The following is a 13,096-nucleotide window of genomic DNA, read 5'->3' on the forward strand; positions in this document are numbered from 1 at the left end:
TACTATAAATGTTCTACAAGCGACTCTAATTTTCTTAAATTATCGTTATATTGTTCTACTAACTTATTTTTAATTAAGCTGTAATAGTCAATAGTATATAGCTGAAACATAAATGGATCTTCTAGAATTTTTATTGGAACTAGGACTCTTTGTTTCTGTTCAATTTTCCCATATAAATTTTTAGCAATTTCAAGAAACATTTTTTTGTACATTTTATTTATTGTTTCATAATTCGGCTCATTTTCAATATGATTTTCTGTTAAAATCTTTAAACATCTTAGCGAATCTTTGAACATTCGCTCTTTATTACTATCCTTTGTAACTAAGGAATTCCCTGTTAATCGCCTAAAATACAATGGTTCGGGTAAGTACTTGACTTTATTAATATTTTTAATTAAGTAGTAAAGAAAAATATAGTCTTCAAAATAAGTAAGGTGTTCTATAAATTTATCATTTCCCTTTTCTAACACTTCTTTTTTTACAATAAATAATACCGAATTCCCTCTAAATTTATTTTCATGAATACTTATTTTTAAATATTCGTACCCGCTCATTTTTTTAAAAGGAAGTATGTCACTTCTATCGTAAAATGAAGATATACTAAATTCATAATCCCTACCTCTTTGGTCTAAGTATTCCTTTTCGAGGAAGCATTTTGCATCAAATGTAACGAGATCTACATCATTATGTTCGAATTCCCTAATACATTTCTCAAAAGTTTTTTCATTTATATAATCATCACTATCTAGAAAATATATATAGTATCCATTTGCAAGCTTAAGGCCCATATTTCTTGCAGCAGAGGCTCCCTTATTTTCCTGTCGAAACACCTTAAATCTATTATCCTCTTTTGAATATTCATGAGCAATTTTATAACTATTATCACTTGATCCATCGTCAATTATTAATGCTTCAAAGTTTTTATACGTTTGGTTTTTTAAAGAATCCAAGCAATTTGCGATATAGCATTCGGTATTATACATTGGAATAATTACAGTTATTTTTTTTTTCATTTATTCCCACCATGTTTTTATAATAATTCATTTAGCGAAATAATCGGTTTATCCGTATAGTCTTTTAATTTATTATATATAATATCAAAATCGTAAATCGGTGTTACGATAATTATGTCATAAATTCTATTATGCATTAAAGCCTCTGCACTAATAATTGGAGTTCCCTGAAAACTATCATTGCTTGAATATTGATCAATAAAAATTTTTGTTTTTATATTATTTTGTTTCAAAATTTTAAAAAGAATTCTCCCTATATTACCAGCACCATATATGGCAATCTTTGTGGAGCTATCTAGAGATAAAATATTTTTTACTTCATTTTTTTGCCGAGCTAAATTATAAAGCTTATTTGTTAATTCAACGTATTGTTCATATCTATAAACTGTTTCAAATTCTCGATTAAATATTTCAAACTTAATTATTCTATTACGAAGTATTTTATTGATTTCCATCTTATTTTTTCTACTTAAATTGCCCCATAATATAAACATCTCTCTAATTTTCTTTTCCAACGAAGCTTGTAAATCTCTAGTTAATTTGACAATATTATTTTTGTCAACCAAGTCAATAATATTCTCTATTAATAATATATTTAAATAGTAAGAATAAAATGAATCCTGAATAATAATACTTGTCTTGGGGCAAACTATTTTAAATTTTATTTTTGGTGTTTCTAAAAAGAATTTTGCCTTATTAAAGATTTTTTTTGACGATATTTCTTTGTCTATATAACTATTGACTGTATCAGTATAAAATATGAGGAAATTATTATTTTTATTAAAACGAATAGATCTTAAATTGAATTTCTTAATAAATTCCGTAGAAAAAATGTAGTCTAAGTTTGTGTGACTTTCCCCCAAATATTAAGCCCCTCCTTACATACAGTTTAATATTTTTTATCTCTTTATCATTGTAATTCTTCGGATAGAATGGTGCCACTCAAAACCATTCTTCACTATCCTCCAAAACATATAAATCGATAACTCTCAATCAGTGAAAGTTTCTATTTCAGCACAAATTCCTTTTAATCATCTTCTTATATTCATGATTTGCTCCTTCTATGCTTTGAATGATTATTTTCGATGTATCCTACAATTTCAACTTTACTTATAAAAATTTTGAGCCTTTGCTAAATCCAAATACTAATATTTTTGTTTTCCATACTGCCTACTTTGCATAATTTCACTTGTCTCCTAATAAATAGAAAATTTTTGGAAGAAATCCTTTTTATTAAAAAATAGTTTTGCATTATCTCGAATGTATTCATCTTCCCAGTCCCACCATTTAATCCTATTTAATATTTCTATTTCTTCTTTTGAGAATCTATATTTTATGATCCTTGCAGGAACCCCTACTACAATTGCATAATCAGGAACATCTTTCGTTACAACTGCCCCTGCACCTATTACTGCACCATTACCAATTTTAACTGAAGGTAAAACAATTACCCCTGCTCCTATCCATACATCATTTCCAACAGAAACCTTACCGTTATTTGCTATTTTTTCAATTGGTATAATATCTTCATCATTTAAAAACCCTGGTACTTTCTCAGGACCAAGGACTTGATCCCTTTTGTAACTTAAGAAAGGATGTGTTGTTATACAACTTAGAGAATGATTTGGATTACTTATTTCGGCAGTACGATTTATTGAAGTAAACGATCCTATACTTTCTAATAGAGTTCCTGGGTAACAGAATCTTTTATATCCATAAGTGTATTTGCCTATATTAACACCAGCTATTGTTTTATGCTTTGCTGCTAATCGCCTATCATCTTCAATTTTCAAATTTTCTTCAATCTTCTTTTGGAAATTTTGTTTAATTCTTTGTATTTCATTTAATGCAGGGAAAAAATCAATTAATTCTACATAATTGTATGTTTTAAGTTGATCTGCAATTTCTGTATAAAAATCACTGGCAATTAGAATTTTGATATTTTTATTTCTAGGCAACAATACTTCTCGTGGATTTTCAATTATTTGATTACCCACATAGTTTCCCCACTTTTTTTGATCGTTATCTACAACTCTTAATGAGCTGTATCCTAGTTGTTTAAGGGCAAAGTATGTAAGCTTCCCTCCTTTCCCAGAACCGAATATTACAATTATTTGATTCGATAATAAATTGCTATAATCTAGTAATGTAGTTATAATTCTGTCTAATATCATATGCTCACCTATCGTGTACTTTTTTGATTACAATTTGTTTCAAATTTCATAACTACTACACCAATTCAATCTCACCTATTGATAAAAATTCAGTATCACCATTATTTTCACTAAATGTAAATCTATATCTTTTAAATGAGATATTATTCATAAATGAAAAATATTTTTTTTGTGAATACTGCCAATTTTCCACTCTAGATCTTTCATCTAAAAGAATCCATTTTCCTCCGTCCCATCCTTCTAAAACCCAACTTTTAGGCATTCTTTTTAATGTATTGTAATGAGTGTTTTGTGGGTCTTGACTTAACATAGAATAACAATTTATTACTTTTGGATTATTGAATTCGTATTCGAGCCATCCATGTGTTATACCCTTTTTCGTAGCCCATGCATTTAATACACCCATAATTTTCTTATTAAAAGCTTTAAAAGCTGACCAAGTATTATAATTATTTGAATGAGTAGAACTACAGTAAACTTTACCGTATTCATTTTTATTTGAATTCATTAAAGGTATCTCATTAATTATAATTTCCTTAGATTTATAACCCATTTTATATTCAACCTTATTAATCCCTAAATTTCTATTACAAACATATTTTGAATTACCATTTTCGTCTTCAAAGACTTTGATTAAATAAAAGTCTCCATAAACATCTGTAGAATAAACAGGCATCTGCTGAGTTGTTTCTTCACCAATGTTTGTAATTGTTGCAATACCTTCTATTAGATCACCAGTGAGGTGGCAACGAATTCTATTCCTAACTTTCATCTCTTCCATGCTTGTAACTTCATCGATATGAAAAATGCGTCCGTCAGGATTTATTTGTATACCTTGGAACCCAAACTTTTCTGCTTTGGACATTTCAATAGAAACATCATGTAACTTGTTAGACAATCCTTGTACTTCTAAGACAATTTTTTGAAGGTTAGGAAGCACATTTTCATTAATTGTAAATACTTTTGTAGTAAATGTCTTTATTTTGCCATCTATTATGATTTTAAGATTACTAGCAAACTTAGCATGTTCTGCAGCTATGATTCTTAGTTTTGTTCCTTTAAATCGAAAAATTACCTTTGATCCTTTTGTACTAGATGAGGAAAAAATGTGTTTATTGATTTTTTTAGTTAATTTACCACTACTATAATCATTAAAAATGACTTTTTCCCGTTCCCATTTCCCTTCGAAATGAAAAACTCCGTCATTGTGTTTATATAATTTCCAATTAGTATCAAATAACTCATATAACCTTTGATGAAGTGATTCTTTTACATGTACAATCATCTCGTCGAATACTTCTTTTACTACTTGTAAAAAGAAAGTATGAACTGAAATAATAACTTCAATTTTCCTGATTTGATCTAATTCTGTATAATTCTTTCTAATTATCTTATTTAGTTGTTCATGTTCTACTTGGACGACGGTGCTAATAAATAGTTGATAAAAACCATTACTTATTAACTTCTCAAAGTCTACATTAAATTTATTGAACAATTGATTAATTTGCTTGAAGTTTTTTGATATTTTTTGTTCATCCATTTTTCTCAGTAGAATCAAACATTTACCAAAATCTTGATAAAACTTGTCGACTGCCCGTTCAATTTTTCTCACTTGGTTTAATACTTTTGGATGTTGCAATCTTTCTGTCGTTTTAAACCAAAGTGAATCGACAACCTTTTCCTTCAATTCATCATTTATTATCTTTTCAATAGGAAGGAATGGAGCACCCTTTATCACTGCTCCTCCTTTTGTAGTGTTGATCACTCTTAATTTAGGATTTGCCTCAAGGTAGTCTTCAAAATCCTTTTTCATACTATTTAAACCTAGGCTTGTTTGAATAGGATTACCGTACACGTCTTGAACTGTAATAATATTGCTACCTTCTTTATCTTCTCGAACTTCACCAGACCAATTGCCATATTGAACTCCTTGTGCATAGAAACGTTTGCTTTTAAATGCCAAGTTTTGTCCTGTTAATATAATCATTTTGACCTCTAAAAAATGGGCTATTTGAACAGCTATTAGTGCAACTGTAGTAGCATCAGAAACATCACTATCATTGGCATTTCGTTCTAAATAGAAGTTACTTATTGTATCAACAGATGTCACCACATGAAATTTAGGTCCTTTGTAATTCTCAATGGTTTCATACCCTACGCTCGTACCAAAAATCATAGGTATATTATCTCTTCCTGCGGAGATCATTTCTTTATAAACATTCACATTATTAGGTTGTGGATCATAAGTTATGACAGCATCCGGGACAATATTATTACTCAATAACGCTTTGTTTGCAGATCCAACAGCAAAAATATAAGCTAAGCCATTTTCTTTTATGTATTTTAAATGTTCTATATCATCAGTTAAAGATGGACCCGCTGAAGCAATAATAATTGGTTTTCCCTTAAAGAAACTCTTTTTTTCTTTAATGTTTGGCGTGATTAATGTAGTTGGCAAGTTCATTAAGCTATTTAATATCCATCGCTTTCCAAAAGCTGCTTTCGCGGTTATTGATGAACTAGCTAATTGCAATGCATCTTTATAAATCTCATAAAAAATAGCTGTTTCATCTTTAAATAGTCGGGTATAAGATGGCAGGGTAATTATTAATGACTCTTTTCCCACTATCCCTACTATAGTCTTTATAAAAGTATTAATTGTGATTTCCTCATTCGGTAAATAAAGAAAGCTCATTCTTTCAAAAGGTATATTATCGAGTGAACGACTCTCTAAAAATCGAAGAAATACAAATGGATTATATTCAATTAATGAAAATGTTTTATTTGTATATTGACTCATCAACTGCTCCACATGATAACCTAGTCCCACTCCACAAAAAATGATATGTTCAACCTCGTTCACCTTTCTTTCATATTCACCAATTACTGTTTTCGCCTCCTCTACTGGTGAATATTTACTATGCAAAAATAAAGTTTTATGGTTTTTTTCAATTTTCAAGGTTGGGTTGTCAGTTTTTGTTTTATCTAAAATATAATTTTCTAGTTCGTCATCTTTCTTTATTTTTTCTAGCATCAATTTATATGGTTGCAACCTATTTTCTATTCGCTTTACATTTCTGTCGAAGAACATATTCATCCTCCATTAAATGCCAAATTGATTGGACATCTCTCGTAACTGCTCTATTGTAAGCCATTGTTGATTAGATTCACTTGAATACACAAAGTTTTCTTTAACTTTTTTACCTACTGATTTTTTTCTACTCCACCAGGAAAACTCCGGTGTTATAACATAATAGTCCTCAAATTCTTCAGTATGACGAGCATCATCTGTCGTAATCATTACCTCATGGAGTTTTTCACCAGGGCGAATTCCAATTATTTCGATTTCACAATCAGGAGCTATCGCTTTCGCCAAATCGATAATATTCATACTCGGAATTTTTGGAACAAATATTTCTCCACCATGCATCCGTTGAAGGTTATCTAATACAAATTGAACGCCTTGATCAAGTGTAATCCAGAAACGCGTCATGCGTTTATCAGTGATTGGAAGTTTTCCCATTTCTTTCATTTTATTAAAGAACGGAATAACACTTCCCCGGCTACCGACAACATTACCATAACGTACAACAGCGAACCGTGTTTGCTTACTGCCTACATAGGAATTAGCTGAGACAAATAGTTTATCAGATGCAAGTTTTGTTGCACCATACAAATTAACGGGTGCCGCTGCTTTATCGGTGCTAAGCGCAATCACTTTTTTTACATTACGATCAATCGCAGCCTCAATGATGTTTTGCGCACCGTAAATATTCGTCTTTACTGCCTCAAATGGATTATATTCACATGCTTCCACATGTTTCATCGCCGCTGCATGAATAACAATATCAACCCCATCAAACGCACGGTATAAACGATCCTTATCACGAACATCACCGATAAAAAAACGGATTCGTTCATCTCTGAATTCTTGTGCCATTTCATATTGCTTCAGTTCATCACGACTGAACACAATTACTTTTTTTATTTTTTCTTTTAGCACCCTAGCAATAAATTTTTTACCGAATGAACCCGTTCCTCCAGTGACTAAGATTGTTTTTTCTTCTAACATAGTTAGCCCTCCAAATGATGCTTATTGGCTTAAAAGACCATTTTCGTTATTAATTAACTCCAATACGATAACCTTCCGTATCAATTGTAGTCCGAATAACAGTGCTAAAAGATTCAAAGATTGGAATAATTTCATATAATAGTAAGTCTGCAATCAATATTCCATCATTATTTTCCATTGCCTCTTCTAAACTTTTTAGCACATTGACTAAATTCTCACTTTGTTTCATATAATCGAACCAATTGCTGGGTCTTTTTTTTGTACCATCAATTATTTGAACTGCTTGATTCAACCACAGCATACCTTCTAGCAATTGGGAGAATTTACTCCAGCTTTCTGAAGTGGGATTCTGATAAAAATCTTCCGTTAAAATTTTCACTTCTGGAATTGCACGATAAATATAATCTTCCGCTGTCAGCAATAAATCATTAACAAACTCCCCGATCGTCTTTGTTACTACTTCCAGTTGATCTATCATATGGAGTTGGCCCTGTAAATATTGTCTTGGATCCTCATAAACTTCGACACCATCAACAATAAGGTGACTAAAATAAAATTCATCTGATAATAATTTGTTGATTTTATCTATTACAGTTTCAACTGTTGAATAATCTTCAAGCTGTATAGTTTGTTCTTGAAATATTAGTTTCATAAATCGGAATGCCTCCGTTAATTGTTTTATTACATATTATCATACCTATTTAATATATCGACAAAATTCGAGTAGAGTTAAGACTAGTTCGGGTTGAAATTGTTTACATTATTACATTGTCAAATATTATCTATGCGAGGCAAAAAAGGTTAATAAATGATAGTAATAAAATAGGGGCATTTAAATAGAAGATAACTTTAATCATATTCGTTTGTTCGAATACTAGAATTAAAGATAGTGTATTTCTAGAATATTGCTCTTTCTTTATACTTATAAAACTGAGCAAAAAAACGAATCCCAGCGACGCCAGGATTCGTTTTAATAAAAATTAACGAAGTAACTGCAATACTCCTTGTGGAGCTTGGTTAGCTTGCGCAAGCATAGCTTGAGCTGCTTGTGAAAGAATAGAACTCTTAGTTTGTTCCATAATCTCTTTCGCCATATCGACGTCTCTAATGCGTGATTCTGCTGCAGTTAGGTTTTCAGAAGAAGCTCCAAGGTTGTTGATTGTGTGTTCTAGGCGATTTTGGAACGCACCTAAGCTTGAGCGTTGAGCAGAAACTGTTTCAAGTGCATTGTCAATTGCTTTAATTGCTGCAGTAGCTTTTTCATGGTCTGAAACATCTAGGGCCGCTCCAATTTTTGTGTTATCTGTACCGTTATTTACACCATCATCAGCTGCATATTTTGCCTTGTCTACTTTAGTACCTTTAGTAAGTGCACCAACTGACGCTCCAGAAACATGGCTTGAATTTTTAGTCCCAACAAGACCAAGTGCCTCTGCATCCATTTTAAAAATTTCTACTTCCATTGCTTGTGACATATTTGCACCAATTTGGAAAGTAGCCGTGAATTTAGTACCCGCTGCTCCACCCGCTGCTCCACCGCTTAATAATGCTTTCGTGTTGAACTCGGTAGTATTGGCAATACGGTTAATTTCGGAAGTTAATTGGTTAATTTCTTTTTGGATTTCTCCACGATCTGTTGCAGTATTTGTGTCATTCGATGCTTGAACTGCTAGTTCACGCATACGTTGAAGGATTGAATGAGTTTCATTCAATGCACCTTCAGCTGTTTGGATTAAAGAAATTCCATCTTGAGCATTACGTGTAGCTTGGTCTAGACCTTTTACTTGTGCACGCATTTTCTCAGAAATTGCTAATCCAGCTGCATCATCGCCAGCACGGTTAATGCGAAGACCAGAAGATAATTTTTCCATTGATTTTGATTGTGCATTAAATGCAGCACCTAATTGACGATGCGTATTCAAAGCAGCAATGTTATGATTGATAATCATACCTTTTTTTCCTCCTTGAATGTGCGATTCACTTCCTTGTGAATCGTGTGTTTATTTTTGCGAATGTTGAGGGTCGGCCGCACCCTGTGATTCGCTTCACTAGTAATATCGTCACTGTTCATGAAAGTTTAATAGTTTTTGACGATATTTTTATAAAAAATAAAAAACTGTCAATTCACCTTTCGATTGACAGTGGTTAATCTTCGTTAATCTTATTTATTTTTTCGCCTTCGCTAATATTCCGAATAAATCACTTACTTCTGCAGATGCCATGGTATTCTCACTTTGGATATTCATCCACACTTCTTTACGGTGTATTTCCACATGCTTTGGAGCGTTAATACCAATTTTGACTTGATCGCCTTTTATAGAAGCAATTGTGATTTCGATGTCGTCGCCAATTTGAATGGACTCGCCTTTTTTTCTTGTCAGTACGAGCATCTCGTCACCTCTTTGCCAGTTGCCCCAAGAGCGGGTGCTTTGTTTTATAGTTTTCGTTGTTTAAGATAACTTGTTTAGCTCTATTTGTATTTATATTAACAACTATTGGTGCTTGTAAATTAGCTGTGCTCTCTTCAAATGGATCTTGCACAGTTAAAATTACGAAGGCACTTACATCTGCTTCGCTTTTTATCTCCAATTGTTCTACTGTATTTTCATCTAACATAATATTATATTTTTCAAAAAAACTATACGGATCAGCGATAACGAATGCTAGCCCAGCTGTTTCAACCGATTGCATAATCGAAACCGAAGTCATATCAGGCAATGGCAACAAAGTAAATTTCTTTTCTTCCGGGAATCCAGGGATGCCTTTTTCAAACGTCAAAATTTCATTTTCTTGGATTTCGACTTCGCTGTGGTATTTAGTTTGTATATACATAAGTTCACGCTCCACTTTCTATTTTACAAAGTCAATTTTCAGGCTGTTTTGTTGTCTTAAGTAGATATTTACATCACCTGGCACGTACGAAATAATGGGTTTTCTTATTCTGGCATCAATAACTGGTTTTCTTGTCTGAAATTGAATATCTGTTTTACCAGGCTCATAATGAATGATAACAGAAAAAGGTGATGGTACCCAATTGATATTCGTATCAACGGGTGGTGGATTTGCTTTTCGCTTCGCCTGCTCAACCAAAACATCTCGTCCTGAATGAATATCAAGCATTTCATTACCTTCTCTAGCGACGCGGGCAATTCCTTCTAAAAGCTTCTGTCTTCCACGTTGCGCATTTTCTCTCACACGTTGAAAAATACTTTTGATATCCATATCTTCCCATGCTTGCGATTGATCAATCGTTAATCGGCCTGGAATTGTTCGCATTTTCATGTCAGCTTGTGGCTGCTCAATATGAAGATCAGCATTTGGCTGCTGTATCGATTGTCTAGCAGATACTGTCTCCATTCCTATTTTCGCAAACTGGGATTCCATTCTAATTTGTGGGATTTGCACGTTCACCAAGCCCCTTCATTGTAAATGTAAAGGGATGTCCCAAACTAAGAGAGCATCCCTTCTATCTTATCTTAAAAAATCCATTAATGTCGGTTGAATGATTCGCGCACCAACAGACATTGCTGCAGTGTGAATTGCTTCTTGTTGTTTGAATTCCATAACAACCTTTTCAAACTCAATGTCCTCATTATCAGACATAATGCGTTTGGCGATAATTTCTTGGTTATCGATTCGTTCTTCCATGAAATCAAGACGATTTGTCCGAGCTCCTAGCTCTGCTCTTGCAGAAAGCATTCTATCAGCACTACCATCTATTTTGTCTAAGAATCCACCGACAGCTTGCGAATCTCCATTTCCAAGAGCTTCTTCAAGCTCATCCAACATTGTAAAAATGCTATCATTACCTGTGCCAAATACACTTTCTCCAAGCATGTTAACAGGAACATAAATCCCTTTAGCAAGTTCAAACTCAACATTATTAGTATTAAAATTAACTACACCTTCTGCATCAATAGGAGGAGTTAATGTATCTGTCCCATTGAAAATATATTTATTTCCAACTTTTGAATTAGCAATTGATTTTATATGGTCCTTTAGCTGGGCTATTTCTTCCTTTATTGCCTTTAATTGACCTTCATCATAAGTTTCGTTACTTGCTTGCACGGTCAATTCGCGAATCCGCGCTAGTACTTTACTTGCTTCCCCAATTGCCGAGTCCGTTGTTTCCACCCAGTTATGCGCTTCAGAAAAATTGCGTTTAAATTGCTCGACTTCAATGACATTCATGCGATAAAACATCCCTTTCATCGCAACGACAGGGTCGTCGGATGGACGAGAAATTTTTTTCTGAGTTTGGACTTGCGTAAAAAGCTTATCAAGACGACTATAGCTTTGGTTTATATTAGTCATGACATTTTTAGCTATCATTCCATTAGTTACGCGCATGGCTCACACTCCTTATCTACCGACATTCCCCATGCCGTTAATGATTTTATCCAGCATTTCATCTACAACTGAGATCATTCTTGCAGATGCTGCATATGCATGCTGAAATTGAATTAAGTTGGAGAATTCTTCATCAAGTGAAACTTCACTTATCGATTTCCGGTTATTTTCTACAGAATTTAGCAGAACCCCTGTATTGTAATAAAGGCGATTCGCTTGCTGGCCTTTTACCGCTAGGACACCTATTATTCCTTCGTAAAATGATTGTAGTGTGCCGGATTCGATTTGAAGACCCGTTATATTTAAATCTTCAATTTCCCAATTTGTAATTACTAGGTCCTTTACCTTACCAAGTTCCAATGCATTTTGTCCGTTACCTTTTTCATTTGCCACAGAAGATGCTGCTACTTGTGAAGGAAGTTTAATTTTTACACTTATAGAACCTGCTACACCTTTATAATCGCCCGAATCAGGTAGATTAAAAAAGTCCCCACCTTGAGTTCCATTCAAATCGAAGCCTTTTTTATGAACCTCATTAAAAACTTTAGCAAACGAATAAGCATATTTATCAAGTTGATCAAGGATTTCTGGATATAATCCAGTACCATCGTCATTTCCATATGCATAAATGAGTGCTGCTAATTTGCCTTTTCCCTCTGAAAGTGAGAGTTTATCAATATCTTCTAACTTAGTTGTTTTTTCCCCATCAACTAGGTTTATTCGGTTTCCTCTAGCATCGATAATAAAGACATTCCTTCCACCCTCAGCAATGTCTAAAGAGTTACCTCCATAATGAATGTCAGTCGTTTCAATTGGGACTAGTTTTGACAGTTCATCAATCAAACGATCCCGCTCATCGTATAGATCATTCGGCAAATAACCATGAGGCTCTACCTCACTAATTTGCTTATTAACAGAAGCAATTTGAGTAGCGAGATTATTGATTTGGGTTACTGTTGCATCTAGCTCTTTTTTCGTATCATTTCGAAGCGTTGTTAATGAACGGGATAAGTATTGGAAGGTTTCCACTACTCCAGTCCCACGTTGGATGACGACCCTTCTTGCCCCTTCGTCTTCTGGATTTGTACTTAAATCCTGTAACGCTTGCCAGAATTGAGCCATAGCTTTCGATAATCCGTTTTCACTTGGTTCATTCATAACGTCTTCTATTTGAGAAATAGATTTAGCCAACGTCTCGTAATAGCCGAACTGATTATTTTCTCCACGAAACTGTTCGTCGACAAATCGATCGCGGATTCGTTGTATTGTTCCATCTTTCACTCCGGTTCCTAATTGTCCCGGGATTTGCGGACGATTCATCGACGCCGCTGGATATGGTTTCGTTGTTTCAAAATTTACTCGTTGGCGAGTGTATCCAGGTGTATTCGCATTAGCGATATTATGGCCAGTTACGTAAATGGCACTTTGTTGTGAATACATACCACGCTTGGACGTTTCGAGGCCCATAAATGTAGAACGCATCGCCT

12 protein-coding genes are annotated in these 13,096 nt (G+C 33.4%); all 12 read right to left on the minus strand.

Translation table 11 applies throughout. The features are described 5' to 3' along the window. Positions 1-2: 2 nt before the first annotated feature. Positions 3-1,013, minus strand: a complete 1,011-nt coding sequence (locus tag KHA97_RS10550; RefSeq protein ID WP_213124711.1) for a glycosyltransferase family 2 protein — start codon at positions 1,011-1,013, stop codon at positions 3-5. Between the two features lie 17 nt (positions 1,014-1,030). Further along, positions 1,031-1,876 carry a hypothetical protein gene (locus KHA97_RS10555; protein ID WP_213124712.1) on the minus strand — a complete coding sequence of 282 codons (846 nt, stop codon included), beginning with the start codon at positions 1,874-1,876 and terminating at the stop codon, positions 1,031-1,033. Between the two features lie 333 nt (positions 1,877-2,209). Beyond that, positions 2,210-3,187: a CatB-related O-acetyltransferase gene (locus tag KHA97_RS24430; RefSeq protein ID WP_213124713.1), complete on the minus strand. Its 978-nt coding sequence runs from the start codon at positions 3,185-3,187 to the stop codon at positions 2,210-2,212. A gap of 55 nt (positions 3,188-3,242) precedes the next feature. Then, complete coding sequence (locus KHA97_RS10565; protein ID WP_213124714.1) at positions 3,243-6,278, minus strand: 6-hydroxymethylpterin diphosphokinase MptE-like protein; 3,036 nt, start codon at positions 6,276-6,278, stop codon at positions 3,243-3,245. A 12-nt stretch (positions 6,279-6,290) separates the two neighbouring features. Further along, a complete protein-coding gene (gene pseB, locus KHA97_RS10570) occupies positions 6,291-7,259 on the minus strand; it encodes a UDP-N-acetylglucosamine 4,6-dehydratase (inverting) (protein WP_213124715.1) in 969 nt (322 codons plus the stop codon). A gap of 49 nt (positions 7,260-7,308) precedes the next feature. Further along, on the minus strand, positions 7,309-7,911 hold the full coding sequence (locus tag KHA97_RS10575) for a hypothetical protein (RefSeq protein WP_213124716.1): 603 nt from the start codon (positions 7,909-7,911) through the stop codon (positions 7,309-7,311). 328 nt (positions 7,912-8,239) lie between these two features. Further along, the gene (hag, locus tag KHA97_RS10580; protein ID WP_213124717.1) at positions 8,240-9,208 is read right to left on the minus strand and encodes a flagellin Hag; all 969 of its coding nucleotides are present in this window, start codon (positions 9,206-9,208) and stop codon (positions 8,240-8,242) included. Positions 9,209-9,424: 216 nt separating this feature from the next. Then, positions 9,425-9,649 carry a carbon storage regulator CsrA gene (gene csrA, locus KHA97_RS10585; RefSeq protein WP_213124718.1) on the minus strand — a complete coding sequence of 75 codons (225 nt, stop codon included), beginning with the start codon at positions 9,647-9,649 and terminating at the stop codon, positions 9,425-9,427. Positions 9,650-9,653: 4 nt separating this feature from the next. Continuing rightward, positions 9,654-10,091, minus strand: a complete 438-nt coding sequence (gene fliW / locus KHA97_RS10590; RefSeq protein WP_213124719.1) for a flagellar assembly protein FliW — start codon at positions 10,089-10,091, stop codon at positions 9,654-9,656. A gap of 18 nt (positions 10,092-10,109) precedes the next feature. Continuing rightward, positions 10,110-10,664 (minus strand): DUF6470 family protein, encoded by a 555-nt coding sequence (locus KHA97_RS10595; protein WP_213124720.1) that lies wholly within the window; start codon positions 10,662-10,664, stop codon positions 10,110-10,112. A 66-nt stretch (positions 10,665-10,730) separates the two neighbouring features. Further along, complete coding sequence (gene flgL / locus KHA97_RS10600; protein ID WP_213124721.1) at positions 10,731-11,609, minus strand: flagellar hook-associated protein FlgL; 879 nt, start codon at positions 11,607-11,609, stop codon at positions 10,731-10,733. A 12-nt stretch (positions 11,610-11,621) separates the two neighbouring features. Next, positions 11,622-13,091, minus strand: coding sequence for a flagellar hook-associated protein FlgK (gene flgK, locus KHA97_RS10605; RefSeq protein ID WP_213124722.1), 1,470 nt, complete (start codon positions 13,089-13,091; stop codon positions 11,622-11,624). Positions 13,092-13,096 lie beyond the last annotated feature (5 nt).

It is taken from the genome of Lederbergia citri (assembly GCF_018343625.1).
GTDB classification, from domain to species: domain Bacteria; phylum Bacillota; class Bacilli; order Bacillales; family Bacillaceae_C; genus Lederbergia; species Lederbergia citri.

Bases quoted from the DNA above. Each gene is read 5' to 3' on its own strand.
- fliW (WP_213124719.1), bottom strand. From the start codon at position 10,091: ATGTATATACAAACTAAATACCACAGCGAAGTCGAAATCCAAGAAAAT.
- flgK (WP_213124722.1), bottom strand. From the start codon at position 13,091: ATGCGTTCTACATTTATGGGCCTCGAAACGTCCAAGCGTGGTATGTAT.
- pseB (WP_213124715.1), bottom strand. From the start codon at position 7,259: ATGTTAGAAGAAAAAACAATCTTAGTCACTGGAGGAACGGGTTCATTC.
- flgL (WP_213124721.1), bottom strand. From the start codon at position 11,609: ATGCGCGTAACTAATGGAATGATAGCTAAAAATGTCATGACTAATATA.
- KHA97_RS10550 (WP_213124711.1), bottom strand. From the start codon at position 1,013: ATGAAAAAAAAAATAACTGTAATTATTCCAATGTATAATACCGAATGC.
- KHA97_RS24430 (WP_213124713.1), bottom strand. From the start codon at position 3,187: ATGATATTAGACAGAATTATAACTACATTACTAGATTATAGCAATTTA.
- KHA97_RS10565 (WP_213124714.1), bottom strand. From the start codon at position 6,278: ATGTTCTTCGACAGAAATGTAAAGCGAATAGAAAATAGGTTGCAACCA.
- hag (WP_213124717.1), bottom strand. From the start codon at position 9,208: ATGATTATCAATCATAACATTGCTGCTTTGAATACGCATCGTCAATTA.
- KHA97_RS10575 (WP_213124716.1), bottom strand. From the start codon at position 7,911: ATGAAACTAATATTTCAAGAACAAACTATACAGCTTGAAGATTATTCA.
- csrA (WP_213124718.1), bottom strand. From the start codon at position 9,649: ATGCTCGTACTGACAAGAAAAAAAGGCGAGTCCATTCAAATTGGCGAC.